This window comes from Pseudomonas sp. WS 5503, assembly GCF_012985385.1.
GTDB classification, from domain to species: Bacteria; Pseudomonadota; Gammaproteobacteria; order Pseudomonadales; family Pseudomonadaceae; genus Aquipseudomonas; species Aquipseudomonas paracarnis.
This window is the reverse complement of sequence record NZ_JAAQWI010000003.1, coordinates 239473-265144: the sequence shown is the minus strand read 5'-3', so window position 1 is coordinate 265144 and position 25672 is coordinate 239473. Positions and strand designations below refer to the sequence as shown.

23 protein-coding genes are annotated in these 25672 nt (G+C 59.9%); 11 read left to right on the top strand and 12 right to left on the bottom strand.

All coding sequences use genetic code 11. The annotated features are described in order from the left end of the window. The first annotated feature begins 75 nt into the window (after positions 1-75). Complete coding sequence (locus HBO10_RS10325) at positions 76-1440, top strand: formimidoylglutamate deiminase (protein WP_034125543.1); 1365 nt, start codon at positions 76-78, stop codon at positions 1438-1440. 125 nt (positions 1441-1565) lie between these two features. Here the strand turns inward: HBO10_RS10325 and HBO10_RS10320 are convergent, their stop codons facing one another. From HBO10_RS10320 to HBO10_RS10305, 4 genes are all read right to left on the bottom strand, one after another. Then, positions 1566-2135 carry a lipocalin family protein gene (locus HBO10_RS10320; RefSeq protein ID WP_034117302.1) on the bottom strand — a complete coding sequence of 190 codons (570 nt, stop codon included), beginning with the start codon at positions 2133-2135 and terminating at the stop codon, positions 1566-1568. 30 nt (positions 2136-2165) lie between these two features. Further along, complete coding sequence (locus HBO10_RS10315) at positions 2166-2420, bottom strand: hypothetical protein (protein WP_003187823.1); 255 nt, start codon at positions 2418-2420, stop codon at positions 2166-2168. A gap of 176 nt (positions 2421-2596) precedes the next feature. Further along, positions 2597-3607, bottom strand: coding sequence for a class 1 fructose-bisphosphatase (locus tag HBO10_RS10310; RefSeq protein WP_003187818.1), 1011 nt, complete (start codon positions 3605-3607; stop codon positions 2597-2599). Positions 3608-3836: 229 nt separating this feature from the next. Then, positions 3837-6287: a glycogen/starch/alpha-glucan phosphorylase gene (locus HBO10_RS10305; protein ID WP_034125542.1), complete on the bottom strand. Its 2451-nt coding sequence runs from the start codon at positions 6285-6287 to the stop codon at positions 3837-3839. 237 nt (positions 6288-6524) lie between these two features. Here HBO10_RS10305 and HBO10_RS10300 point away from each other — a divergent pair, with 237 nt between their 5' ends. After that, a complete protein-coding gene (locus tag HBO10_RS10300; RefSeq protein WP_003187815.1) occupies positions 6525-6959 on the top strand; it encodes a YkgJ family cysteine cluster protein in 435 nt (144 codons plus the stop codon). A 197-nt stretch (positions 6960-7156) separates the two neighbouring features. On the opposite strand, the gene typA is transcribed toward HBO10_RS10300, so the two are convergent. Next, on the bottom strand, positions 7157-8977 hold the full coding sequence (gene typA / locus HBO10_RS10295; RefSeq protein WP_014716526.1) for a translational GTPase TypA: 1821 nt from the start codon (positions 8975-8977) through the stop codon (positions 7157-7159). A gap of 139 nt (positions 8978-9116) precedes the next feature. Beyond that, a complete protein-coding gene (thiI, locus tag HBO10_RS10290) occupies positions 9117-10571 on the bottom strand; it encodes a tRNA uracil 4-sulfurtransferase ThiI (RefSeq protein WP_034125541.1) in 1455 nt (484 codons plus the stop codon). A 334-nt stretch (positions 10572-10905) separates the two neighbouring features. On the opposite strand from thiI, the gene glnA reads away from it, so the two are divergent. The 4 genes from glnA to ntrC all read left to right on the top strand — a co-directional run bounded on the left by glnA (position 10906) and on the right by ntrC (position 15927). After that, complete coding sequence (gene glnA, locus HBO10_RS10285) at positions 10906-12312, top strand: type I glutamate--ammonia ligase (protein ID WP_003187811.1); 1407 nt, start codon at positions 10906-10908, stop codon at positions 12310-12312. 198 nt (positions 12313-12510) lie between these two features. Continuing rightward, positions 12511-13050, top strand: a complete 540-nt coding sequence (locus HBO10_RS10280; protein WP_034125540.1) for a chorismate mutase — start codon at positions 12511-12513, stop codon at positions 13048-13050. A 358-nt stretch (positions 13051-13408) separates the two neighbouring features. Beyond that, the gene (gene glnL, locus HBO10_RS10275; protein ID WP_014716523.1) at positions 13409-14494 is read left to right on the top strand and encodes a nitrogen regulation protein NR(II); all 1086 of its coding nucleotides are present in this window, start codon (positions 13409-13411) and stop codon (positions 14492-14494) included. Further along, positions 14491-15927, top strand: a complete 1437-nt coding sequence (gene ntrC / locus HBO10_RS10270; protein WP_003187806.1) for a nitrogen regulation protein NR(I) — start codon at positions 14491-14493, stop codon at positions 15925-15927. Before glnL ends, ntrC begins: the two co-directional genes overlap by 4 nt. A 445-nt stretch (positions 15928-16372) precedes the next feature. Here ntrC and HBO10_RS10265 read toward each other — a convergent pair whose 3' ends face one another. Next, a complete protein-coding gene (locus tag HBO10_RS10265) occupies positions 16373-16813 on the bottom strand; it encodes a hypothetical protein (RefSeq protein ID WP_034125539.1) in 441 nt (146 codons plus the stop codon). Here HBO10_RS10265 and HBO10_RS10260 point away from each other — a divergent pair. Next, complete coding sequence (locus tag HBO10_RS10260; RefSeq protein ID WP_003171120.1) at positions 16812-17267, top strand: tRNA (cytidine(34)-2'-O)-methyltransferase; 456 nt, start codon at positions 16812-16814, stop codon at positions 17265-17267. The genes HBO10_RS10265 and HBO10_RS10260 overlap by 2 nt on opposite strands. 159 nt (positions 17268-17426) lie before the next feature. Here HBO10_RS10260 and secB read toward each other — a convergent pair whose 3' ends face one another. The 3 genes from secB to HBO10_RS10245 are packed head-to-tail and all read right to left on the bottom strand — an operon-like array spanning position 17427 to position 18617. Continuing rightward, positions 17427-17906: a protein-export chaperone SecB gene (gene secB / locus HBO10_RS10255; protein WP_032894017.1), complete on the bottom strand. Its 480-nt coding sequence runs from the start codon at positions 17904-17906 to the stop codon at positions 17427-17429. Between the two features lie 41 nt (positions 17907-17947). Next, positions 17948-18202, bottom strand: coding sequence for a glutaredoxin 3 (grxC, locus tag HBO10_RS10250; RefSeq protein WP_003171118.1), 255 nt, complete (start codon positions 18200-18202; stop codon positions 17948-17950). Between the two features lies 1 nt (position 18203). Continuing rightward, the gene (locus HBO10_RS10245) at positions 18204-18617 is read right to left on the bottom strand and encodes a rhodanese-like domain-containing protein (protein ID WP_032901811.1); all 414 of its coding nucleotides are present in this window, start codon (positions 18615-18617) and stop codon (positions 18204-18206) included. Between the two features lie 151 nt (positions 18618-18768). Between HBO10_RS10245 and gpmI the strand changes: the two genes are divergently transcribed. From gpmI to HBO10_RS10225, 4 genes are all read left to right on the top strand, one after another. Further along, positions 18769-20295, top strand: a complete 1527-nt coding sequence (gene gpmI, locus HBO10_RS10240; RefSeq protein WP_034125538.1) for a 2,3-bisphosphoglycerate-independent phosphoglycerate mutase — start codon at positions 18769-18771, stop codon at positions 20293-20295. Positions 20296-20553: 258 nt separating this feature from the next. Continuing rightward, complete coding sequence (locus HBO10_RS10235) at positions 20554-21849, top strand: murein hydrolase activator EnvC (RefSeq protein ID WP_169921990.1); 1296 nt, start codon at positions 20554-20556, stop codon at positions 21847-21849. A 30-nt stretch (positions 21850-21879) separates the two neighbouring features. Next, positions 21880-23193, top strand: a complete 1314-nt coding sequence (locus HBO10_RS10230) for a S41 family peptidase (protein WP_034125537.1) — start codon at positions 21880-21882, stop codon at positions 23191-23193. A gap of 2 nt (positions 23194-23195) precedes the next feature. Next, entirely contained in the window at positions 23196-23969 is a 774-nt protein-coding gene (locus HBO10_RS10225; protein WP_034125536.1) for a divergent polysaccharide deacetylase family protein, read from the top strand. 110 nt (positions 23970-24079) lie between these two features. Here HBO10_RS10225 and HBO10_RS10220 read toward each other — a convergent pair whose 3' ends face one another. Beyond that, positions 24080-24835 (bottom strand): ABC transporter substrate-binding protein, encoded by a 756-nt coding sequence (locus tag HBO10_RS10220; RefSeq protein WP_034125535.1) that lies wholly within the window; start codon positions 24833-24835, stop codon positions 24080-24082. 66 nt (positions 24836-24901) lie between these two features. Further along, complete coding sequence (gene hisF / locus HBO10_RS10215; protein ID WP_003187786.1) at positions 24902-25672, bottom strand: imidazole glycerol phosphate synthase subunit HisF; 771 nt, start codon at positions 25670-25672, stop codon at positions 24902-24904.

Sequence of the window (25672 nt, the reverse complement as noted above, 5' to 3'; positions counted from 1 at the left end):
TTGCCGGAGTTTACCGAGCAGGCAAACGTCTGTATATGTATATACAAATAAACACACGACCGGGGTGCCTTGATCATGTCCGCTTTCTTTGCCGAACGCGCACTGCTGCCTAATGGATGGGCCAATGATGTACGTCTTGAAGTCAGCGCCGATGGCCTGCTGACAAAGGTTGAGCCCAATGCCAGTGCAGAAGGCGCGGAACGGCTCAGGGGCCCGGTGTTGGCGGGCATGCCGAACCTGCACTCCCATGCCTTCCAACGCGCCATGGCGGGCTTGGCCGAAGTGGCCGGCAACCCCAACGACAGTTTCTGGACCTGGCGCGACTTGATGTACCGCATGGTCGGCAAGATCAACCCCGAGCAGTTACAGGTCATCGCCCGTCAGCTGTATATCGAAATGCTCAAGGCCGGCTACACCTCGGTAGCCGAGTTTCATTACGTGCACCACGATCTCAGCGGCCAGCCCTATGCCGACCGTACGGAGCTGTCCCGCCAGATCAGCCAGGCGGCCGCCAGCAGCGGGATCGGCCTGACCTTGCTGCCGGTGCTCTACACCCACGCGGGTTTTGGTGGCCAAGCGCCGAATGAAGGCCAGCGACGGTTTATCAACAGCACGGAACACTACCTGGACCTGCAAGCACGCCTGCAGCCCATTCTGGCGGCACAACCGGCCCAGCAACTGGGCCTGTGCTTCCACTCCCTGCGCGCCGTAACCCCCGAACAAATCCAGACCGTGCTGGGCGCCAGTGACAAAAACTGCCCCGTGCATATCCACATCGCCGAACAGCAAAAAGAAGTCGACGACTGCCTGGCCTGGAGCGGCAAGCGCCCGTTGCAGTGGCTGTATGACAATGTCGAGGTGGATGATCGCTGGTGCCTGGTGCATGCCACCCATGCCGATGCCGACGAAGTCACGCGCATGGCCAACAGCCGAGCGATTGCCGGTTTGTGCCTGACCACCGAAGCCAACCTGGGCGATGGGATTTTTCCGGCGGTGGACTTCCTCGCTCAGGGCGGCCGCATGGGCATCGGTTCCGACAGCCATGTGTCACTGAGCGTGGTGGAAGAACTGCGTTGGCTGGAATACGGCCAGCGCCTGCGCGATCAACGGCGCAACCGCCTGTATCGCAGCGATCAGCCGATGGTGGGTCGCACGCTGTTCGATGCTGCGCTGGACGGTGGCGCACAAGCGCTGGGCCAGCCGATTGGTCGACTGCAAGTGGGCAAGCGTGCGGACTGGATAGTGCTGGACGGTAGCGACCCGTACTTGGCGACGGCCAGTGAGGATGGGATTCTCAACCGCTGGCTTTTTGCCGGTGGTGATCGGCAAGTGCGCGATGTACTGGTCAATGGCAAATGGGTGGTGCGAGATGGGCATCATGCTGGCGAAGAAGACAGCAGTCGGGCATTCACCCAGGTCCTGAAGGACTTGCTGAACTGACGACCAACCCATAACAACTGTGGGAGCTGGCTTGCCTGCGATACAAACACCTCGGCGCTTCAGTTACACCGGGTTGATGCTATCGCAGGCAAGCCAGCTCCCACATTTGATTGAGGGGCCGCAAATTACTGAGACGTCTTCGCCATCTGCTTATCCGACGTGCGCCAGATCAACCGCGTGGTGTCATAGCCTTGCTGTCGCGCCCTGCTCAGCAGGTCTTCGCGGGTATCGGCACTCACCGTCGGCGTGCGCGACAGGATCCACATATAGCGACGGCTCGGGCTGCCGACGATGGCGGTCTTGTAGTCATCGCTGACATACAGCACCCAGTAGTCGCCCTTGGCAACGCCCGGCAACAGCGATGTAAACCAGTTATTGAATTCCACCCACAGTTTGTCGGTCTTGCCTGGCACCTGCGGCGTTGCCGTGCCTTTGGCCTCTTGCCACTTCCACTCAGGCGTCAGGCAGCGGTTGAAAACCGACATGTCACCATCAGGCAGCAAGGTGTAGCGGGCTTCGGATTGCGCACAGTTGCGCTGGAAGTACATCGGCAACCGGGCCAACTCATACCAGGTGCCCTGGTAACGCTTGAGGTTGACGTTGCTCGCAGTCTTGGGTTGCAGATCATCGCCAGAATGGCTGGCGCAGCCCGCCAAAAACAGGCTGGCGCAAAGGAACAAAACAAAACGCATCATTCTTCTTCTCCCGCAGGCTCGCGCCCCGGTTTACTTCAGGCCTTGCCCGGAAAACATCAGAACTTTGTCACCGGCGTACTGCACGCTGATAAAGCTGTTTTTATCGCCCCAGGTGCAGCTGGACATGCCCAGTGCGCCGGAACAATCGGTTGGCTTGCCCAGCAACGACTCCACCTCGGCCTTGGCCATGCCGGCCGAGAGCTTTTGGTAGTTTTCTTGGGTGACCTTGCTGCAAGCGGCTAAGAGCACGCAAAAAGCCAGCAGGGCGAGACGGCGTATAGACATGGAAAAGCTCCTGGAGAGACAAAGCAGCTGGGGTATCTGCCAGAAGCTTAGAAGGGAAAAGGGGTGTCTGGTTCCCGACGAGCGAAAACAAAAAAGCCCCGAAAACGCTGAAACGTTTCGGGGCTTCTTTAACGGTGATCCATCTCACAATACAGCGGCTCACCGCTCGTTACGGCTTACTTCTTGTGATAGGCCGTCACGCGCTCAACTTCTTCCTTCGAACCCAGGAATACCGCCACACGCTGGTGCAGGCCTTCAGGCTGAATGTCGAGGATGCGCTGGTGGCCGTCGGTGGACGCACCGCCTGCCTGTTCAACCAAAAACGACATCGGGTTGGCTTCGTACATCAGGCGCAGCTTGCCTGGCTTGGACGGCTCGCGGCTGTCGCGTGGGTACATGAACAGCCCACCACGGGTCAGGATGCGGTGTACGTCGGCAACCATCGCGGCCACCCAGCGCATGTTGAAGTTCTTCTTCAGCGGGCCTTCTTCGCCTTCCATCAGCTCGTTGACGTAGCGCTTCACCGGTTCTTCCCAGTGGCGCTGGTTGGACATGTTGATGGCAAATTCCTGGGTAGAAGCAGGAATCGAAATGTCTTCGTGGGTCAGCACGAAGCTGCCCATTTCACGGTCCAGGGTGAAGCCCTTGACGCCGTCGCCCAGGGTCAGCACCAGCATGGTCTGTGGGCCGTAGATCGCGTAGCCGGCAGCAACCTGCTCGGTGCCTGGCTGCAGGAAAGCCTTTTCGTTCAGGGCTTCGTTCTGGCTCAGGTATTCGTTGGGGCAACGCAGTACCGAGAAGATGGTGCCGACCGGTGCGTTGATGTCGATGTTGGACGAACCGTCCAGTGGGTCGAACACCAGCAGGTATGCGCCCTTCGGGTATTTGCCTGGGATCTGGTAGGCATTGTCCATTTCTTCGGACGCCATGCCGGCCAGGTGGCCGCCCCATTCGTTGGCTTCGAGCAGGATTTCGTTGGACAGAACGTCCAGTTTCTTCTGCACTTCGCCCTGCACGTTTTCAGTGCCCATGCTGCCCAGGACACCGCCCAGTGCGCCTTTGGAAACGGCGTGGCTGATTTCCTTGCAAGCACGCGCCACCACTTCGATAAGGAAGCGCAGATCGGCAGGCGTGTTGTTGCTGCGGGTCTGCTCGATCAAATAGCGACTCAAGGTAACGCGGGACATGGAAGGCTCCGGAGAATGGGGGGCTAAAAACCCGCGCAGTTTAGCGCGAGTCGGGGCTGATTTCCTCTAATCAGAGGATTTAACGCCAATAGAGTTCACGACCCAATGCAATAGCCCTCTGTAGGAGCGAGCTTGCTCGCGAAAAACTCACACGCGCCGCGTTCATTCAGCAAGCACGCGTTATCGTTGGAGCTCTTCGCGAGCAAGCTCGCTCCTACAGGGGTATCAGTTAGTCGAGGGCTTTCCAGATCTCGGTGGCGTACTCGCGGATGGTGCGGTCAGAGCTGAACCAGCCCATGCGCGCCGTGTTGAGCACCGCCGAGCGCCACCAGGCCTTGGAGTCGTGCCAATGCGCTTCGACCCGCGCCTGGGCGTCCCAGTAGGCGTCAAAGTCGGCACACACCAGGAAGCGATCGTAGTCGATCAGCCCATCGATCAGGCCCACATAGCGGCCCGGGTCATCCGGCGAAAATACCCCACCACGGATCGCTTGCAGCACGTCGTTCAAGCGATGGGACGCGGCGATGTCCGGCCCGGCGCTGAACTCGCCGGCGTGCTTGCGGGCTTCTACCTGCTGGGCGCTGAGGCCAAAGATAAACATGTGCTCGGCGCCGACCCGCTCGTGCATCTCCACATTGGCGCCGTCCATGGTGCCAATGGTCAGCGCGCCGTTGAGGCCGAACTTCATGTTGCTGGTGCCGGACGCTTCGAAGCCGGCCGTGGAAATCTGCTCCGACAAATCCGCTGCCGGAATGATGCTTTCCGCCAGGCTGACGTTGTAGTTGGGCAGGAACACCACCTTGAGCAGGCCGCGCACGGTCGGGTCATTGTTGACGGTGCGGGCGATGTCGTTGGTCAGCTTGATGATCAGCTTGGCCTGGTGATAACTGGCCGCTGCCTTACCCGCGAAGATTTTCACCCGCGGCACCCAATCGATGCCCGGCTCGGCACGGATCGCCTGGTACAGCGCCACGGTGTGCAGCAGGTTGAGCAGTTGGCGCTTGTATTCGTGGATGCGCTTGACCTGCACGTCGAACATCGCCGCCGGGTTGATCGCAATGCCCAGGCGCTCATGGATGATCTGCGCCAGTGCGCGCTTGCTGTGCAGGCGCTGTTCAGCGAACGCTTTGCGGAAGGCCGGTTTCTCGGCAAAGGGTTCCAACTCGATAAGACGCTGCTCGGGCTGGTCCAGAATATCCGGGCCCAGGGCTTCCACCAGCATATCGGTCAACTTGGGGTTGGCCTGGTACAACCAGCGACGGAAGGTAATGCCGTTGGTTTTGTTGTTGATGCGCTCGGGGTAGAGCTTGTGCAGTTCGGAGAACACCGTGCTGCGCATTAGCTGGGTATGCAAACCGGACACGCCGTTGACGCTATGGGAGCCCAGGAATGCCAGGTTGCCCATGCGCACGCGGCGGCCGTTGTCTTCTTCGATCAGCGACACAGCGCGCAAGACATCAAAGTCGTGGATGCCTTTGGCACGCAGCGAGTCGATGTGCTGGGCGTTGATCAGGTAGATGATCTGCATGTGCCGCGGCAGCATGCGCTCCATCAAACCGACAGGCCAGGTTTCCAGGGCCTCGGGCAGCAAGGTGTGGTTGGTGTACGAAAGGGTCTCGACGGTGACATCCCACGCGGCTTCCCACGGTACATCGTGCAGGTCGACCAGTTGGCGCATCAACTCGGCCACGGCGATGGACGGGTGGGTGTCGTTGAGCTGGATGGCGGCGTGCTCGCCCAGGCTGAGCACCGAACCGTGCATGTTCTTGTGGCGGCGCAGCAAATCCTGCAGGGACGCGGAGACGAAGAAATATTCCTGGCGCAGGCGCAGCTCCTGCCCTGCTTCGGTGCTGTCGGCCGGGTAAAGCACTCGGGAGATGCTTTCGGCACGGGCCACCTCGGCGACGGCGCCCAAGTGGTCACCGGCGTTGAAGCGCTCCAGATGCAGGTCTTCTACAGCCCGCGCACGCCATAGGCGCAGGGTGTTGACGCTGGCGCCGCGCCAACCGACGACCGGCGTGTCATAGGCAACAGCACGTACGGTTTCGTTGGGCGACCATACCTGGATCATCTTGCCGGAGGCGTCCGCAACGGTTTCGACGCTGCCGCCAAAGCCAATCGGGTAAATCACTTCGGCGCGCTCGAATTCCCAAGGGTTACCGAAATCCAGCCAGCGTTCGGTCTGTTCCTGCTGCCAACCGTCGACAATGGCCTGGCGGAACAGGCCGTGTTCATAACGAATGCCATAGCCGTGGCCAGCAATGCCGAGGGTCGACATGCTTTCCATAAAGCACGCCGCCAGCCGGCCCAGGCCACCGTTGCCGAGCGCCGCGTCGGGCTCCAGCAGGCGGATGCGTTCCAGATCCACGCCCAGCTCCGACAGCGCTTCGCGAGCGATCTCCAGCACACCCAGGTTGCTCAGGCTGTCGTAGAGCAACCGGCCAATGAGAAATTCCAGGGACAGGTAATAAACGCGCTTCTGGCCTTTGCGATAAATACGTCGCGTGTGGTCCATCCAGTGATCGACCATCTGGTCGCGGGCGGCCAGCGCAATGGCTTCGAACCAATCATGGTCGAAGGCGTGATCCGGGTCCTTGCCCACCGCGTAGGTGAGTTTGGTCAAGACAGCATCGCGGAATGCGGCTACCTCTGCTTCTCGTGCAAGCGGTTCCTGAGACATCGGTGCGACCTCGGGCGAGATTGAAGGAGTTGCTAGAGCCTAGTCGGTCTGACAGACGGTAGACGTGCTGGTTCGGCAGTTTTTTAACTCATTCGCCATGGGCTGAATTTGATGCAGGGGTCGTGCCCGATCAGACCGTGGCTAAACCTTTGAGCTGAAACCTGCAAAATATTGTTCAAAAAACCACCAATCCCGGTATGATCGCGCGCCCGGATAACGCCCCACCTTGGAACCTTGATGAAGCCTCAACTGATCGCCGCCGCGGAACTCGACCGTCTAGAGACCTGGCAGAAATATTCCGCCCATATGTGCGGCGGCTGCGTGTCCAGCTGCTGCACGCTGCCGGTGGAGGTGAAGATCAAGGACCTGATCCGCATTGGCATCGTCGATGAGTTCGAGCGCGGCGATCCGCCGAAGAACATCGCCAAGCGTTTGCAGAAAGAAGGCATCGTCGAGCGGTACAACAACAAGTCCGAAATTTTTACCCTGCAGCGCATGAGCAACAACGACTGCCTGTACCTGGATCGTAAGACGCGCTTTTGCACTATTTATGACAAGCGCCCGGATACGTGCCGCAACCACCCGAAAATCGGGCCGCGGCCGGGGTATTGCGCGTATAAGCCCAAGGAAGTGGTGCGCGAGACCAACTTCAAGACCCTCGACAAGTTCTAAGTTTTTGATCGTTCCCACGCTCTGCGTGGGAATGCAGCTGTGGACGCTCTGCGTCCGCTCTTGAAAGCAGGACGCGGAGCGTCCCAAGCGGCGTTCCCACGCGGAGCGTGGGAACGATCACAACACACAAACTGCAGGCATAAAAAAACGCCCCCGGCCTTTCGACCGGGGGCGTTTTTCATTCAGCCTGAGTTAACTCAGTTCTTGGCTTTCTTGGCAGCGCGGGTACGCTCGCCTTCGTCCAGGATCTTCTTACGCAGGCGGATCGACTTAGGCGTGACTTCGCACAGCTCGTCGTCCTGGATGAATTCCAGGGCCTGTTCCAGGGTGAAGCGAACAGGTGGAACCAGAGCGATGGTTTCGTCTTTGCCCGAAGCACGCATGTTGTCGAGCTTCTTGCCTTTGGTTGGGTTCACGCCCATGTCGTTGTCGCGGCTGTTCAGACCAACGATCTGGCCGTTGTAGATCTCTTGACCGTGTTCAACGAACAGCTTGCCACGCGCCTGGAGGGTTTCCAGGGAGTAGGTCAGCGCCTTGCCGGTTTCTACCGATACCAGAACACCGTTCTGACGGCCGGACATGTCGCCGGACTTCATGGTGTCGTAGCGATCGAAGATCGAGGTCAGGATGCCAGCACCGTTGGTCAGGGTCAGGAACTGGTTACGGAAACCGATCAGACCACGAGCAGGGATGTTGTATTCCAGACGCACACGGCCTTTGCCATCCGGCACCATGTTGGTCAGGTCGCCCTTACGCAGGCCCATCTCTTCCATGACCTTGCCCTGGGACTCTTCCGGGGTGTCGATGGTGACGTTTTCGAACGGTTCCTGCTTCACGCCGTCAACTTGACGGATGATCACTTCCGGACGACCAACACCCATTTCGAAGCCTTCGCGACGCATGGTTTCGATCAGTACCGAGAGGTGCAGCTCACCACGGCCGGAGACCTTGAACTTGTCAGCCGAGTCGCCTTCTTCAACGCGCAGAGCAACGTTATACAGCAGCTCCTTGTCCAGACGCTCCTTGATGTTACGGGAGGTCACGAACTTGCCTTCTTTACCGCAGAAAGGCGAGTCGTTTACCTGGAAGGTCATGGAAACGGTTGGCTCGTCAACGGTCAGAGGCTTCATCGCCTCGACGTTGTCCGGCTGGCACAGGGTGTCGGAGATGAACAGCGAGTCCATACCGCTCACGCATACGATGTCGCCAGCGAAAGCTTCTTCAACGTCGATGCGGTGCAGGCCGTGGTGACCCATCAGCTTCAGGATACGACCGTTACGCTTCTTGCCGTCGGCGCCGATAGCGACAACCGGGGTGTTCGGCTTGACGCTACCACGAGCGATACGGCCAACGCCGATAACACCCAGGAAGCTGTTGTAGTCCAGTGCCGAGATTTGCATCTGGAACGGGCCTTCACGGTCGACTTTCGGTGCTGGTACGTTGTCGACGATCGACTGGTACAGCGGAGTCATGTCTTCAGCCATGTCGGTGTGGTCAAGACCAGCAATACCGTTCAGGGCCGAAGCGTAGATGACTTGGAAGTCCAGCTGTTCTTCGGTGGCACCCAGGTTGTCGAACAGATCGAAGATCTGGTCCAGAACCCAGTCCGGACGCGCGCCTGGACGGTCAACCTTGTTGATGCACACGATCGGACGCAGGCCGGCTTCGAAAGCCTTCTTGGTCACGAAACGGGTTTGCGGCATAGGGCCGTCTTGAGCGTCAACCAGCAGCAGAACGGAGTCAACCATCGACATTACGCGCTCTACTTCGCCGCCGAAGTCGGCGTGGCCCGGGGTATCCACGATGTTGATGTGGTAGCCGTTCCAGTTGATAGCGGTGTTTTTTGCCAGGATGGTAATACCGCGCTCTTTTTCCTGGTCGTTGGAGTCCATCACGCGCTCGTCGTTGAGCTCGTTGCGCTCCAGGGTGCCGGATTGACGCAGGAGTTTGTCTACCAGGGTGGTTTTACCATGGTCAACGTGAGCAATGATGGCGATGTTACGTAGATTTTCGATCACTTGTGTATCTCGATCAGAGGATTCGGTGTGCTGACAGGTCGTGGCAGCGATTAACAGTAGAGTCAGGCCTTGCCGTTACAGCTTGACGGCAGAGTCGGGGGGCCGGTGACGCAGGCCACAGGCAAACAGCCCCGGGCTCTTAGCTCGGTCGATAAACGCGCACATTGGCATGCCCCTCACTGAGCAAATGGTGGGCATGCAGGCGACTCATCACGCCTTTGTCGCAATACAACAGGTACTGACGGCTGTTATCCAGTTCCTTGAAACGCGCGTTCAGTGCGTAGAACGGCAGCGTTTGCACGTCGATGCCAGCGATTTCCAGCGGCTCATCTTCGGCGGCATCCGGATGACGGATGTCGACGACGATCTGGCCCGCCAGGGCTTCGCTGACTTCTTCGATCTGCACATCCTGGCCCAATTCGTCGATCACCCGATCGATTGGCACCAGCTTGGCGTTCTCGAGCGCACGCTCCAGAATCGCCATGTCGAATTCTTTTTCTTCATGCTCCACGCGGTGACGCTTGGCGTGGGTCTTGGGGTTCACCGAAATGACCCCGCAGTATTCAGGCATATGCTTGGCAAAGTCGGCGGTGCCGATTTGCTCTGCCAGGTCGATGATGTCCTGCTTGTGGCTGGCGATCAGCGGGCGTAGCACCAGCTTCTCGGTCACGCAGTCAATGATCGACAGGTTAGGCAGCGTCTGGCTGGAAACCTGGGAAATCGCTTCGCCGGTCACCAGGGCGTCGATCTGCAATTGATCGGCGATTCGGGACGCAGCGCGCAACATCATACGCTTCAATACTACGCCCATATGACTGTTATCGACTTTGCCGAGAATTTCGCCCAGCACTTCCTCGAACGGTACGCTTACAAATAGCACGCGCTGGGAGCTGCCGTATTTCTTCCAGATAAAGTGCGCGACTTCCATCACGCCCAATTCATGTGCACGCCCGCCCAGGTTGAAGAAGCAGAAGTGGCTCATCAGGCCGCGGCGCATGATCTGGTAAGCCGCCACCGTGGAATCGAAACCGCCGGACATCAATACCAGGGTCTGTTCCAGGGCACCCAGCGGGTAGCCGCCGATGCTGTTGTGCTGGCTGTGGATCACGAACAACCGTTGGTCGCGAATTTCCATGCGCACTTCAATTTGTGGCGCTTTGAGGGAAATTCCAGCGGCGCCGCACTCACGACGCAGCTTGCTGCCGACGTATTTCTCGACATCCATGGAGCTGAACGGGTGCTTGCCGGCACGCTTGCAGCGCACCGAAAAAATCTTGCCTTCAAGCGCGCTACCGTAGTGCTGCTTGCACTTTTCGGTGATGTCGTCGAAGTCGCCCAGCGGGTACTCATCCACCTGCAGGAAATGCGCGATGCCCGGCATGCAGCTCAGGCGCTCGGTCATGTCCTTCAAGGCTTTGGCGTCGGTAATGCGGGTTTCCAGCTCGAGGTTGTCCCACACGCCGTTCACCACCACAGCCGGGTCCAGGTCACGGAGCACGGCACGGATGTTCTTGGCCAACTGACGGATGAAACGCGTCCGTACCGGTCGGCTTTTGATGGTGATCTCGGGGAAGACTTTAACGATTAATTTCATGGAAACAGCGCGCGCCGGGCCTGCTGAAAAAGGGGGGCGCGGATTATAGCGGAAATCGCTCAAGGTTTAACCAGTTAATATGCATTGCATACGCAATGCACCAAAACGGGTCATTTACACAAATAAACGCTACATTGCAGTGCGCGATTTATGCCGTTTTTGCCGATTGCACCGTTATAGGGGCTATTTTGAGGCAAAACGGCCATGTTGGCGCACTGGCATGCAATTTGCTCTCTTGTGAGGCAGGTTGCCTTGGCGGAGTATCCGCGCCGGCATCACCCAAATTCTAAGGGCTAACTCCACTACCCAAGCCCGAAGCCACCCGGAGGACACCATGTCGAAGTCGGTTCAACTCATCAAAGATCATGACGTTAAATGGATTGATCTGCGCTTCACGGACACAAAAGGCACTCAGCACCACGTGACCATGCCGGCTCGCGATGCGCTGGAAGATGACTTCTTCGAAGTCGGCAAGATGTTCGACGGTTCCTCCATCGCTGGCTGGAAAGGCATCGAAGCCTCCGACATGATCCTGCTGCCAGACGACAGCACCGCCGTACTCGACCCGTTCACCGAAGAGCCGACCCTGATCCTGGTGTGCGACATCATCGAACCTTCGACCATGCAAGGCTATGACCGCGACCCACGCGCCATCGCCCACCGTGCCGAGGAATACCTGAAGTCCACCGGTATCGGCGACACCGCATTCTTCGGCCCTGAGCCAGAGTTCTTCATCTTCGACTCGGTGAAGTTCAAATCCGACATCTCCGGCTCCATGTTCAAGATTTTCTCCGAGCAAGGCTCGTGGATGTCCGACCAGGACGTGGAAGGCGGCAACAAAGGCCACCGTCCAGGCGTGAAAGGCGGCTACTTCCCAGTCCCACCGTTCGACTTCGACCATGAAATCCGTACCTCCATGTGCAACGCACTGGAAGAAATGGGCCAGACCGTTGAAGTTCACCACCACGAAGTGGCGACTGCCGGCCAGAACGAAATCGGCGTGAAATTCAACACGCTGGTGAAGAAGGCTGACGAAGTTCAAACCCTGAAATACTGCGTGCACAACGTTGCCGATGCCTATGGCCGCACCGCTACCTTCATGCCTAAGCCGCTGTACGGCGATAACGGCTCGGGCATGCACGTTCACGTATCGATTTCCAAAGACGGCAAGAACACCTTCGCCGGCGAAGGCTATGCCGGCCTGTCCGACACCGCTCTGTACTTCATCGGCGGCATCATCAAGCACGGCAAGGCCCTGAACGGCTTCACCAACCCGTCGACCAACTCCTACAAGCGTCTGGTCCCAGGTTTTGAAGCGCCGGTGATGCTGGCCTACTCGGCACGCAACCGCTCCGCTTCGATCCGTATTCCTTACGTCAACAGCCCTAAAGGCCGTCGTATCGAAGCGCGCTTCCCAGACCCGGCTGCCAACCCTTACCTGGCCTTCGCCGCCCTGATGATGGCCGGCCTGGACGGTATCCAGAACAAGATCCACCCTGGCGACGCCGCCGACAAAAACTTGTACGACCTGCCGCCTGAAGAGGCCAAAGAGATCCCACAAGTGTGCGGCAGCCTGAAAGAAGCCCTGGAAGAGCTGGACAAGGGCCGTGCGTTCCTGACCAAAGGCGGCGTTTTCAGCGACGACTTCATCGATGCTTACATCGCCCTGAAAAGCGAAGAAGAAATCAAAGTACGCACCTTCGTACACCCACTGGAATACGAGCTGTACTACAGCTGCTAATCCGGTAGCGCTGCTTGAGGTAGCGTGATGAGAAAGACCTCCTTCGGGAGGTCTTTTTTTTGCCTGAGATTATTTACGTCCCCCTCCTGTAGGAGCGAGCTTGCTCGCGAAAAACGCAAAGACACCGCATTTTTTCAACATTGGCGCGTTATCGTTAGCGACCTTCGCGAGCAAGCTCGCTCCTACAGAGGATCGCCCTTGAAACATCGACTTGTATTTGCCCTGCTGTTCATCAGTGCCAGTGCGAGCGCAGCGCCGCCTACGCTGGAACCCCTGCTCAACAGCATCGCCGAACGCCTGGAGATTGCCGACCAGGTAGCACTGAGCAAGTGGGACAGCCACAAGCCCGTGGAGGACAAGAAGCGCGAGCAAGAGGTGATCGCCAGCGTCACTGCCCAAGCACCTAGCTACAAGCTGGACTCGGCCTCTGCCGAGCAGTTTTTCGCCGCGCAGATCGAAGCCAATAAACTGGTGCAATACACCCACCTGTCCGATTGGCAGTTCCAGGGCAAAGCTCCCGACGACCCGCGCCCGGACCTGGTCCAGCAGATCCGCCCGCAACTGGACGATCTGCAAAAAAGGCTGCTGCAGCAGTTGGCCGACTTCACCCCCCTGCGCACAGACCCCAAATGCCCCCAATGGCTGGCCGAGGCCGTGCACGAACCGCTGAATGATCCGCTGCGCCAACTGGCGATGATCCGCGCCACCGCCGAGCTGTGCATCTACAAAGGCGAGTGACTGCAACCCCATTCAAACATGTGGGAGCTGGCTTGCCTGCGATAGCGATGTTGAATGCACCACCGCTATCGCAGGCAAGCCAGCTCCCACACTGACTGCGATTCGCCTTAAATCTTCAGTTGCTGAACAACCTTCACAAAACCGCACTATATTGGTGCGATAGCCTGCACCCTTCTCAATTGCCCAGCCCATTTTGGTTCGAAACTTCCCGTTGAGGCTGGCAGAACGCCACAGTTTCGCGCCTCAAACCCTTATTTCAGGGCATTAGCGCTTCTTTTCGGAGCCTTGGTTTGGTTTTTGCATTTTCCTTGTATCAGCGTGTGCCTCAAGCCCACGCCTTGCTCCAAAAGAGGTCCCGATGACCATCAGCGATGCACTGCACCGTTTGTTACTCGACAACCTGACCACCGCGACCATCCTGCTCAATGCCGACCTGCGCCTTGAGTACATGAACCCGGCGGCGGAGATGCTCCTGGCGATCAGCGGCCAGCGCAGCCATGGGCAGTTCATCAGCGAATTGTTCACTGAGTCGGCCGAAGCCTTGAGTTCGTTGCGCCAGGCCGTGGAGCAGGCACATCCGTTCACCAAGCGCGAAGCGATGCTCACCGCGCTCACCGGGCAAACGTTGACCGTCGACTACGCCGTGACCCCGATCCTGAGCAATGGCGCGACCCTGCTGCTACTCGAAGTCCACCCTCGCGACCGCCTGCTGCGCATCACCAAGGAGGAAGCACAGCTGTCCAAGCAGGAAACCAGCAAGATGCTGGTGCGCGGCCTCGCCCACGAGATCAAGAACCCGTTGGGCGGCATTCGCGGCGCGGCACAGTTGTTGTCCCGTGAGCTGCCGGACGAGCACCTCAAGGACTACACCAACGTCATCATCGAAGAAGCCGACCGTCTGCGTAACCTGGTAGACCGCATGCTCGGCTCCAACAAGCTGCCGTCCCTGGCGATGACCAACGTGCATGAGGTGCTGGAGCGGGTCTGCCAATTGGTCGAAGCCGAAAGCCAGGGCTGCATCACCTTGGTGCGCGACTACGACCCGAGTATTCCCGACGTGTTGATCGACCGCGAACAGATGATCCAGGCGGTGCTCAACATCGTGCGCAACGCCATGCAGGCCATCAGCAGCCAGAATGAGCTACGCCTGGGCCGCATCAGCCTGCGCACCCGCGCCCTGCGCCAGTTCACCATCGGCCATGTGCGCCACCGCCTGGTGACCAAGGTCGAGATCATCGACAACGGCCCCGGCATTCCTGCGGAGCTGCAGGAAACCATCTTCTTTCCCATGGTCAGCGGCCGCCCGGACGGTACCGGGCTGGGCCTGGCCATCACCCAGAACATCATCAGCCAGCACCAGGGCCTGATCGAATGTGAGAGCCACCCTGGCCACACCACGTTCTCGATCTTCCTGCCATTGGAACAAGGAGCCCCCACGACATGAGCCGTAGTGAAACTGTCTGGATCGTCGATGACGACCGTTCTATCCGCTGGGTCCTCGAGAAAGCCTTGCAACAAGAAGGCATGACCACCCAGAGCTTCGACAGCGCCGATGGGGTGATGAGCCGCCTGGCACGTCAGCAGCCGGACGTGATCATTTCCGATATCCGCATGCCTGGCGCCAGTGGCCTGGACTTGCTGGCGCGCATTCGCGAGCAGCACCCGCGCCTGCCGGTGATCATCATGACCGCCCACTCGGACCTGGACAGCGCTGTCGCGTCCTATCAGGGCGGCGCCTTTGAATACCTGCCCAAGCCATTCGATGTGGATGAAGCGGTGGCGCTGGTCAAGCGCGCCAACCAGCACGCCCAGGAACAACAGAACCAGGAAGCGCCGCCGACCCTGACCCGCACCCCGGAAATCATCGGGGAAGCGCCGGCGATGCAGGAAGTGTTTCGCGCCATCGGGCGCTTGAGCCACTCCAACATCACTGTGCTGATCAACGGCGAATCGGGGACCGGTAAAGAACTGGTGGCCCACGCCCTGCACCGCCACAGCCCACGGGCGGCCTCGCCGTTTATCGCGCTGAACATGGCGGCGATCCCCAAGGACCTGATGGAGTCCGAGTTGTTCGGCCATGAGAAAGGCGCATTCACCGGCGCGGCCAACCTGCGTCGCGGACGCTTTGAACAGGCGGACGGCGGCACGCTGTTCCTCGATGAGATCGGCGACATGCCGGCCGATACTCAGACTCGCTTGCTGCGCGTGCTGGCTGACGGCGAGTTCTACCGTGTGGGCGGGCATACGCCGGTGAAGGTGGATGTGCGCATCATCGCGGCCACCCACCAGAACCTGGAAACACTGGTGCATGCGGGTAAATTCCGTGAGGACTTGTTCCACCGCCTCAACGTGATCCGCATCCACATCCCGCGCATGTCGGACCGTCGCGAAGATATCCCCACCCTCGCCCGCCACTTCCTCAGCCGCGCCGCCCTGGAGCTGGCCGTCGAGCCCAAGCTGCTCAAAAGCGAGACCGAGGAATACCTAAAGAACCTGCCGTGGCCCGGCAACGTGCGCCAGCTGGAGAATACCTGCCGCTGGATCACCGTGATGGCGTCCGGGCGCGAAGTGCACATCAGCGACCTGCCACCGGAGCTGCTGAGCCTGCCGCAGGACTCGGCCCCCGTGACCAACTGGGAACAGGCGCTGCGCCAATGGGCTGACCAGGCCCTGGCACGCGGCCAGTCGAACCTGCTGGACAGCGCCGTGCCGGCGTTCGAGCGGATCATGATCGAGACTGCCCTGAAGCACACTGCCGGCCGTCGTCGCGATGCGGCCGTGCTGCTGGGTTGGGGGCGCAATACCCTGACGCGCAAGATCAAGGAATTGGGGATGAAGGTGGATGGTGGGGATGATGATGAGGGTGATGAGGCCTGAACCCCAAGACCGCTGAAGGCCCAGTGTGGGAGCCGGGCTTGCCCGCGATGACGGTGTGTCAGCCACCCTGTATAGGGCTGACACGCCGTCATCGCAGGCAAGCCAGCTCCCACATTGGTTTTGTGCAATGCCTGCAGACTGTGCACCGCTTCAATGCACGATGAACCGGCATTGAGCACAGACCAGAAAACCTGCATATCGCTTTCGCTACAAATTTCTTGGTAGCAGAAACAAACAAAGCCCCGTATTCCGGGGCTTTGCGCTTTTTGGCATTTTTTTCCAGCAGCAATTGCAAGTTTTGGCACGCCCCCTGCAGTAACCCCAGTACTACCCAGTTTCGGGGACCTTGGTACAGGCAGGCCGAGAATCCCCTCTTTAACACCGAAGCCTTAGGCTTCACCCCGTTTTGGGAGCCCTGGTACAGGCAGGCCGGGAACTCCCTCTTTTATTGCTCTTGGAGATGGATCTCCAGCCGCCAGCGGCCATCGACCTCTGCACCGCTCCACTCCCCACGCAACGGCCGAGCCGCCACCAGGTTCAGCAGCAGGCCGGCGTCGGTCTTGCGTATGCGCCAATTCACGTCCTTGCCGTTGACCTTGAGCTGCCCGTTGGCAGCCTTGCCCTGGGCGTCAAACAGCAGCGCCACGGTGCCGTCGATATGCTCGCCGTGCAGCTTGGGTTCGTCGTTGAACCACACCACCAAACCATCCGCCGCAGGTTCTACCTGTTGCAGCTCAAGCGGCTCGGGGGTGGTCAAGCGACCGATCATCAAGCCAATCATCAAGCCGACAATCGCCAATGAGCCCAACACCCTCGGCAATAGCTTCGGTCTCGGGTCGTCTTCGGGGGTAGAATGCAGCGCATCTTTGTCTTCGGAGCCGTGCATGTTTCACGTCATCCTTTTTCAACCAGAAATTCCGCCGAATACCGGCAACGTTATCAGGCTGTGCGCCAACAGTGGCTGCCACCTGCATTTGATCGAGCCGTTGGGCTTTGACATGGACGACAAGCGCCTGCGCCGTGCCGGGCTGGACTACCACGAGTACGCCACCCTCAAGCGCCATGCCGACCTCGCCAGTTGCCTGGAGAGCCTGGGCCACCCTCGGCTGTTCGCGTTCACCACCAAGGGCTCGCGGCCGTTTCATGATGCCAGCTTTGCCGAGGGCGACGCGTTCCTGTTCGGCCCGGAGAGCCGAGGCCTGCCGGCCGAGGTGCTTGACGCATTGCCCGATGGCCATCGCCTGCGCTTGCCGATGCGTGAAGGCTGCCGCAGCCTGAACCTGTCGAACACCGTAGCCGTTGCCGTCTATGAAGGCTGGCGCCAACTGGGCTTTAAATAACACCGCATAACAAATGTGGGAGCGGGCTTGTGTGGGAGCCGGGCTTGCCCGCGATGCAGGCACCTCGGTGTGTCAGTCACACCGCAGTGATGCTATCGCAGGCAAGCCAGCTCCCACACAAGCCCGCTCCCACATTTTAGAACGGCATCGCTCAGCAAATTACTGAACGGTTGGCGCGCCTTCCTGTTGCATGCGCTGCAGCTCTTGGGCGTACAGGGCATCGAAGTTCACCGGAGCCAGCATCAGGGCCGGGAACGAACCACGGGTGACCAGGCTGTCCAGGGTCTCACGGGCATACGGGAACAGGATGTTCGGGCAGAACGCACCCAGGGTGTGGCTCATGGACGCTTCGTCCAGGCCCTGGATCAGGAAGATACCGGCCTGTTGCACTTCAGCGATGAAAGCGACTTCTTCACCATTCTTGACGGTGACCGACAGGGTCAGCACGACTTCGTGGAAGTCACCTTCCAGGGATTTCTGACGGGTGTTCAGGTCCAGCGCAACGCTTGGGGTCCACTCCTGACGGAAGATGGCCGGGCTTTTCGGCGCTTCGAACGACAGGTCACGCACGTAGATCCGCTGCAGCGAGAACTGTGGGCCTTGAGCTTCTGCTGCTTCGGTGTTCTGTTGATCAGTCATCGCAGATCCTTCTTTATCTTGGGTTCTTGAGGGTTTAGGCGTCAGGCGGACAGCAGCGCATCAAGTTTACCGGCGCGCTCCAGAGCGAACAGGTCGTCGCAACCACCGATATGCCGGGTGCCGATCCAGATCTGCGGGACCGACGTGCGGCCAGCCTTCTGGGCCATTTCGGCGCGCACCTGGGGCTTGCCATCGACCTTGATCTCTTCAAAGGCAACACCCTTTTTCTCAAGCAAGGCCTTGGCCCGCATGCAGTAAGGGCACCAATCGCTGGAATACACGACAACCTGGCTCATATCACTTCACCAACGGCAGGTTATCGCCACGCCAGCTGCTGATACCACCCGACAGCTTGGCGGCGGTGAAGCCGGACTTGAGCATCTCACGGGCGTGGGTGCCGGAGTGCTGGCCCTGGGCATCGACCAGGATGATGGTCTTGGCCTTGTGCTTCTCCAGTTCGCCCAGACGCGCAATCAGCTTGTCCTGGGGAATGTTCAGGGCGCCAACGATATGGCCGGCGGCATAATCCTTGGCCGGGCGAATATCGACGACGACGGCCTCATCCTTGTTGACCAGCGCGGTCAGCTCCGACGTGCTCAGGCTGCGACCACCGCGGCTCAGTTCGTGAGCGATCAGCAGCGCCAGCAGGATGACGAAGGCGCCCACAAGCAGGTAGTGGGCAGTGGCAAATGCAATCAGGTGATCAACCATCAAGGAGGTTCCAGGGCGTTAAAATGGCGGTAAGTATACACAGCCGCCAGGGGGGGCCAACCCCCGTAAAGCGGTGACGTGGTTGGAACTTCGCTTTAAACTGCCACTCCCTTTTCAATTGTCTTCCTTTATTAGCGCCGCGAGAGGATCTATGACTACCACGCCTAAACCTTTGGTCCTGATAATTCTCGATGGCTTCGGACACAGTGAAAGCCACCACGACAACGCGGTGTACTCGGCCAACAAGCCGGTACTGGACCGCCTGACCGCCAGCGTGCCCAACGGCCTGATCTCAGGTTCCGGCATGGACGTGGGCCTGCCGGACGGCCAGATGGGCAACTCGGAAGTCGGCCACATGAACCTAGGTGCCGGACGAGTGGTGTACCAGGACTTCACTCGTGTCACCAAGGCGATCCGCGATGGCGAGTTCTTCGAAAACCCGACCATCTGCGCCGCGGTCGATAAAGCCGTTGCCGCCGGCAAGGCCGTGCACTTCATGGGCCTGTTGTCGGACGGCGGCGTACACAGCCATCAGGATCACTTGGTCGCCATGGCCGAACTGGCGTTCAAGCGCGGCGCTGACAAAATCTATCTGCACGCCTTCCTCGACGGCCGCGACACGCCGCCTAAAAGCGCGCAATCCTCCATCGAACTGCTGGATACCACCTTCGCCGCCCTGGGCAAGGGCCGTATTGCCAGCCTGGTGGGCCGTTACTTCGCCATGGACCGCGACAACCGCTGGGACCGTGTCGCCCAGGCCTACAACCTGATCGTCGACGGCCAGGCCGAATTCAACGCGGCCACCGCCCAGGAAGGTCTGGAAGCGGCCTACGCCCGCGGTGAAAGCGATGAATTCGTCAAAGCCACCACCATCGGCGAGCCGGTGAAAGTCGAAGACGGCGACGCCGTGGTGTTCATGAACTTCCGCGCCGACCGCGCCCGTGAACTGAGCCATGTGTTCGTCGATGAAGGCTTCAAGGACTTCGAACGCGCGCGCCAGCCGAAGGTCGAGTTCGTCATGCTCACCCAATACGCCGCCAACATCCCTGCCCCGTCGGCATTCGCCCCGGGCAGCCTGGAGAACGTGCTGGGCGACTACCTGGCCAAGAACGGCAAGACCCAACTGCGCATCGCCGAAACCGAGAAATACGCCCACGTGACGTTCTTCTTCTCCGGTGGCCGCGAAGAGCCGTTCCCCGGCGAAGAGCGCATCCTGATCCCGTCGCCAAAAGTCGCTACCTACGACTTGCAGCCGGAAATGAGCGCACCGGAAGTCACCGACAAGATCGTCGACGCCATTGATCACCAGCGTTATGACGTGATCGTCGTCAACTACGCCAACGGCGACATGGTTGGCCACAGCGGCAACCTGGAAGCGGCGGTCAAGGCCGTGGAATGCCTGGATAAATGTGTTGGCCGCATCGTCGACGCGCTGGAAAAAGTCGGCGGCGAAGCGCTGATCACCGCCGACCATGGCAACTGCGAACAGATGTCCGACGAATCCACCGGCCAGGCGCACACCGCGCACACCACCGAACCGGTGCCGTTCATCTACGTCGGCAAACGTGACCTGAAAGTGCGTGAAGGTGGCGTGCTGGCGGATGTGGCGCCGACCATGCTCAAGCTGATGGGGTTGGAACAGCCGAAGGAGATGACCGGGACCTCGATCCTGGTCTGATCCAAAGTACGCCACAAAACGGTGTGGGAGCGGGCTTGCCCGCGATAGCGGCTAATCAGTCGACATCTATGTCGCTGACCCACCGCAATCGCGGGCAAGCCCGCTCCCACATTGGTTTGTGGCGCTTTGAGAGATATCTTTTTGCCATACCAGCACCACTCGGCACCTATCTTGCCCACCAGCCCCAATTGGGCGTTTTTTTTGCAGCGCTTGGCGGGCATACTAGGCCGTCCTTTTCCCCTGGTGTCGCCCGCCTCTATGCTTCGCGCCTTGATAACCCTTGCTCTTGTCTGCCTGCTCCAACCGGCGTTTGTCGATGAGCGCGCACAAACCCAACAACAGTTGGACGCTACGCGTCAGGACATTACCGAGCTGAAAAAGCTGCTCGGCAAGCTCCAGGAAGAAAAATCCGGGGTGCAGAAAGACCTGCGCGGCACGGAAACCGAAATGGGCAAGCTGGAGAAGCAGGTCCAGGAGCTGCAAAAAGAACTAAAGAAGAGCGAGTCGGAACTGGAGCGACTCGACGCTGAGAAAAAAAAACTCCAGAGCGCACGCGTTGAACAGCAACGCCTGATCGCGATCCAGGCCCGTGCCGCGTACCAGAGCGGCCGCCAGGAGTACCTCAAGCTGCTGCTCAACCAGCAGAACCCGGAAAAATTCGCCCGTACCCTCACCTATTACGACTACCTGAGCCAGGCGCGCCTGGCGCAATTGAAGGGGTTTAACGAAACCCTGCGCCAATTGGCCAATGTCGAACAGGAAATCGCCGACCAGCAATCGCAGCTGCTCGACCAGAAAACTGCCCTCGACACCCAGCGCGACCAGCTCGATAAAGTACGCAAGGAACGTCAGCAGGCCCTGGCCAAGCTCAACAGCGACGTAAAAGCCCGCGACGCCAAGTTGCAGGCCCGCGAGCAAGACCAGGCCGACCTGGCCAAAGTCCTCAAGACCATTGAAGAAACCCTGGCCCGCCAGGCACGCGAGGCCGAAGAAGCGCGGCAAAAAGCGCTGATCGCCCAGCAGGAAGCCGAAAAAAAGCGTCAGCGTGAGGCCGAACTGGCTGCCACCACCGACGCTCCGGCGCCGCGCAAACCGGCGCGTGCAGCCCCTGGCCCGTTGGTTTCCAGCAGCGGCGAGTCGTTCGGCGGCCCTTTTGCTTCAGCACGAGGCAAACTTCCATGGCCGGTTGATGGTCGATTACTGGCACGCTTTGGGGAAACCCGTGGCGATGACACCCGCGCCAAGTGGGATGGCGTGATGATCAGCGCCTCTGCCGGCAGCCAGGTCCACGCGGTGCACGGTGGGCGCGTGGTGTTCGCCGATTGGTTGCGGGGCGCCGGCTTGCTGGTGATTCTTGACCACGGTAATGGCTATTTGAGCCTTTACGGCCACAATCAGACACTACTCAAGTCGGCAGGTGATGTTGTAAAAGCCGGTGAATCCATCTCCACTGTCGGTAACAGTGGCGGCCAGGACACCCCGGCGCTGTACTTCGCTATTCGTCAGCAGGGCCGCCCGAGCGACCCTGCACAATGGTGCCGGTCCCAAGGATAGGGTCGCATCTACATTAGGAGTTCGTTCGACATGCTGCATTTGTCCCGCCTCACTTCGCTGGCCCTGACGATCGCCCTGGTGATCGGCGCGCCTCTGGCTTTTGCCGACCAGGCCGCACCGGCTGCACCTGCCATGGCTGCGACGACCAAGGCGCCATTGCCGCTGGACGAGCTGCGCACCTTTGCCGAGGTCATGGACCGGATCAAGGCAGCGTATGTCGAACCCGTAGACGACAAGGCCCTGCTGGAAAATGCCATCAAGGGCATGCTCAGCAACCTCGACCCGCACTCCGCTTACCTGGGCCCGGAAGATTTCGCCGAGCTGCAGGAAAGCACCAGCGGTGAGTTCGGCGGCCTGGGCATCGAAGTGGGCTCCGAAGACGGCCAGATAAAAGTGGTCTCGCCTATCGACGACACCCCGGCGTCCAAGGCCGGCATCCAGGCCGGCGACCTGATCGTGAAGATCAACGGCCAGCCGACCCGTGGCCAGACCATGACCGAAGCCGTCGACAAGATGCGCGGCAAGCTCGGCCAGAAGATCACCCTGACCCTGGTACGCGACGGCGGCAACCCGTTTGACGTGACCCTGGCCCGTGCAACCATCACGGTCAAGAGCGTGAAAAGCCAGTTGCTGGAGTCGGGCTACGGCTACATCCGTATCACCCAGTTCCAGGTCAAGACCGGCGACGAAGTGGCCAAGGCCCTGGCCAAGCTGCGCAAGGACAACGGCAAGAAGCTCAACGGCATCGTGCTTGACCTGCGCAACAACCCAGGCGGCGTGTTGCAGTCGGCGGTCGAGGTGGTCGACCACTTCGTCACCAAGGGCCTGATCGTCTACACCAAGGGCCGTATCGCCAACTCCGAGTTGCGCTTCTCGGCCACCGGCAACGACCTCAGCGAGAACGTGCCACTGGCGGTATTGATCAACGGCGGCAGCGCCTCGGCCTCGGAAATCGTCGCCGGCGCCCTGCAAGACCTCAAGCGCGGCGTGCTGATGGGCACCACCAGCTTCGGCAAAGGCTCGGTGCAGACCGTATTGCCGCTGAACAACGACCGTGCACTGAAGATCACCACGGCGCTGTATTACACGCCGAACGGCCGCTCGATCCAGGCCCAGGGCATCGTGCCGGACATCGAAGTACGCCGCGCCAAGATCACCAACGAGATCGATGGCGAATACTACAAAGAGGCCGACCTGCAAGGCCACCTGGGCAATGGCAACGGCGGTGCCGACCAGCCAACCGGCAGCCGCGCCAAGGCCAAGCCGATGCCGCAGGACGATGACTACCAACTGGCCCAGGCGCTCAGCCTGCTCAAGGGCTTGAGCATCACCCGCAGCCGTTGATCATGCGTCTTGCCCTGATCTTCGCTGTGCTGTGCAGCCTGGCAGGGGTCGCTCAAGCGGCCACTGCCAGCGAACCGCACAAAGCCTACCTGACGCTTATCATCGACGACCTGGGGCAAAACCTGCCTCGGGATCGTCGCGTGCTTGCGCTACCCGGCCCGGTGACCGCCGCCATCATGCCGGACACTCCCCACGCCGCCGAATTTGCCCGTGAGGCCCACAAGGCTGGCAAGATCGTGATCCTGCACATGCCCATGGACCCGGCCACCGGCCCATTCGCCTGGCACCCGGAGCTGTCCATCGAAGAACTGGGCAAGCGCCTGGACGCGGCATTTGAAGCCGTGCCCTACACCGCCGGCATCAACAACCACATGGGCAGCCGCATGACCGCACAACCGGTAGCGATGGCCTGGCTGATGGGTGAGTTGCAACGGCGTCACAAGTTCTTCGTCGACAGCCGCACCAGCGCGCAAACCGTCGCCGCCGCCGAGGCGCAGAAGATCGGTTTGGCCCATGTGTCGCGGGATGTATTTCTCGATGACGAACGCACCGAGGCGGCGATTACCACGCAACTGCAGACCGCGATCAAACTGGCGCATAAACAGGGTTCGGCAGTCATGATCGGGCATCCTTACCCACAGACGCTGGCGGTGCTGGAGCGCGAGTTGCCCAAGCTCAAGGCGCAGGGCGTGGAGTGGATCGATATCAAGTTGATGATCAGCGTGCGCAGTAATCGGGCGATGAGTGCCCACGGCAAGAACGGCATCTATCGCTGACAGTCACTGTGGCGAGGGAGCTTGCTCCCGCTGGAGTGCGAAGCGCTCCCACGATTTTAGGGCCGCTACGCAGCCCAGCGGGAGCAAGCTCCCTCGCCACAACAGCTCACTTACAGATATTGCGCCATGATTTCGTCTATACGGCCGCTGTTGCGTAACTCATCCAATGCGGCCTGGAGCCTGGCCACCACCTCATCCGGCACGTCCTTGTTCAACGCCAGGTAAAGCTGCGCACTGTTGAAGCGCAATACCGTCTTGAGCCCGTTCACTCCCACCTGCCGCGCCAGGTAACGCCCAGCAGGGTCGCCAGTGGCCCAAAGATCGATCTGGCCTTCCATAAGCTTTTGCGCATTATCCTGGTCACGCAGGGCGACTATCGGCTTGAGCCCCTGCTTGTCCAGGCTTTCGGCAATGGCATCGCCTTTGTAGGCGCCAATCTTGTAGCGGCGCGCTTGCTCCAGATTTTCCAACTCGATCTTGCTGTCTGCCTTGGCCAGCAACACCCAATCGTCCGGGCCGATAGGGCCGACCCATTTGAACAAGGCTTCACGATCTGGCAACCGCGCCATTACAAACACGCCGTAACCTGGCTGTTCCAGGGCGAGCTTGTAGATTCGCTCCCAAGGAAAACGCAGAGTGAGGTTGTAGGAAATGCCAGCGCGCTTGAAGGTTTCGCGCACGATGTCCACGGCAATGCCTTCGATGTTCTCGTCCTTGGCGAAGTTCTTGCCGTTTTTCGCCATGTTGTAGGGCGGGAAATTTTCCGTCAGCAACACCAGGGAGGCGTCAGACGGTTGTTCGGCGTGCGCCGTAGCCACCATGAACATGGAGGAACTGGCGAGGGCGAGCAGCAGGTGTTTGAACATGAAGGCTACCGGAATCCATGGCAAGCGCAGAGAGTGCCGCGAGCCTGCCATGGTGTCCAGCAGCGTTTAGCGCACGACGATACCGCGCGCTGCCATGTAGGCCTTGGCCTCGGGCACGGTGTATTCGCCAAAGTGGAAAATACTCGCTGCCAGCACCGCGCTGGCGTGGCCTTCAAGCACGCCATCGGCCAGGTGTTGCAGGTTGCCGACGCCGCCCGACGCGATCACCGGGATGCCCAGTGCATCGCTGATGGCGCGGGTGACGCCCAGGTCGAAGCCGTTTTTCATGCCGTCCTGGTCCATGCTGGTCAGCAGGATTTCACCGGCGCCCAGGCCTTCCATCTTCATCGCCCACTCCACCGCGTCCAGCCCGGTAGGCTTGCGCCCGCCGTGGGTGAAGATCTCCCAGCGCGGGGTTTCACCCGGGCCGGAGACCTTCTTGGCGTCGATAGCCACCACGATGCATTGCGAGCCGAAGTGTTGCGCGGCTTCGCCGACAAACTCAGGGTTGAACACCGCGGCGGTGTTGATCGAGACCTTGTCCGCACCGGCATTGAGCAGATTGCGGATGTCTTGCACGGTGCGCACTCCGCCACCCACGGTCAGCGGGATAAACACCTGGCTGGCCATGCGCTCGACGGTATGCAGCGTGGTATCGCGGCCATCGACGCTGGCAGTGATGTCGAGAAAGGTAATCTCGTCGGCACCTTGCTCATCGTAGCGACGGGCAATTTCCACCGGGTCGCCGGCGTCACGAATGTTCTCGAACTTGACGCCCTTGACCACGCGACCGTTGTCGACGTCCAGGCAAGGGATGATGCGTTTGGCCAGAGCCAT

Coding starts and splice junctions, on each gene's coding strand:
- HBO10_RS10325 (WP_034125543.1), top strand. CDS start 76: ATGTCCGCTTTCTTTGCCGAACGCGCACTGCTGCCTAATGGATGGGCC.
- HBO10_RS10320 (WP_034117302.1), bottom strand. CDS start 2,135: ATGATGCGTTTTGTTTTGTTCCTTTGCGCCAGCCTGTTTTTGGCGGGC.
- HBO10_RS10315 (WP_003187823.1), bottom strand. CDS start 2,420: ATGTCTATACGCCGTCTCGCCCTGCTGGCTTTTTGCGTGCTCTTAGCC.
- HBO10_RS10310 (WP_003187818.1), bottom strand. CDS start 3,607: ATGTCCCGCGTTACCTTGAGTCGCTATTTGATCGAGCAGACCCGCAGC.
- HBO10_RS10305 (WP_034125542.1), bottom strand. CDS start 6,287: ATGTCTCAGGAACCGCTTGCACGAGAAGCAGAGGTAGCCGCATTCCGC.
- HBO10_RS10300 (WP_003187815.1), top strand. CDS start 6,525: ATGAAGCCTCAACTGATCGCCGCCGCGGAACTCGACCGTCTAGAGACC.
- thiI (WP_034125541.1), bottom strand. CDS start 10,571: ATGAAATTAATCGTTAAAGTCTTCCCCGAGATCACCATCAAAAGCCGA.
- glnA (WP_003187811.1), top strand. CDS start 10,906: ATGTCGAAGTCGGTTCAACTCATCAAAGATCATGACGTTAAATGGATT.
- glnL (WP_014716523.1), top strand. CDS start 13,409: ATGACCATCAGCGATGCACTGCACCGTTTGTTACTCGACAACCTGACC.
- ntrC (WP_003187806.1), top strand. CDS start 14,491: ATGAGCCGTAGTGAAACTGTCTGGATCGTCGATGACGACCGTTCTATC.
- HBO10_RS10260 (WP_003171120.1), top strand. CDS start 16,812: ATGTTTCACGTCATCCTTTTTCAACCAGAAATTCCGCCGAATACCGGC.
- HBO10_RS10265 (WP_034125539.1), bottom strand. CDS start 16,813: ATGCACGGCTCCGAAGACAAAGATGCGCTGCATTCTACCCCCGAAGAC.
- secB (WP_032894017.1), bottom strand. CDS start 17,906: ATGACTGATCAACAGAACACCGAAGCAGCAGAAGCTCAAGGCCCACAG.
- grxC (WP_003171118.1), bottom strand. CDS start 18,202: ATGAGCCAGGTTGTCGTGTATTCCAGCGATTGGTGCCCTTACTGCATG.
- HBO10_RS10245 (WP_032901811.1), bottom strand. CDS start 18,617: ATGGTTGATCACCTGATTGCATTTGCCACTGCCCACTACCTGCTTGTG.
- gpmI (WP_034125538.1), top strand. CDS start 18,769: ATGACTACCACGCCTAAACCTTTGGTCCTGATAATTCTCGATGGCTTC.
- HBO10_RS10235 (WP_169921990.1), top strand. CDS start 20,554: ATGCTTCGCGCCTTGATAACCCTTGCTCTTGTCTGCCTGCTCCAACCG.
- HBO10_RS10230 (WP_034125537.1), top strand. CDS start 21,880: ATGCTGCATTTGTCCCGCCTCACTTCGCTGGCCCTGACGATCGCCCTG.
- HBO10_RS10225 (WP_034125536.1), top strand. CDS start 23,196: ATGCGTCTTGCCCTGATCTTCGCTGTGCTGTGCAGCCTGGCAGGGGTC.
- HBO10_RS10220 (WP_034125535.1), bottom strand. CDS start 24,835: ATGTTCAAACACCTGCTGCTCGCCCTCGCCAGTTCCTCCATGTTCATG.
- hisF (WP_003187786.1), bottom strand. CDS start 25,672: ATGGCTCTGGCCAAACGCATCATCCCTTGCCTGGACGTCGACAACGGT.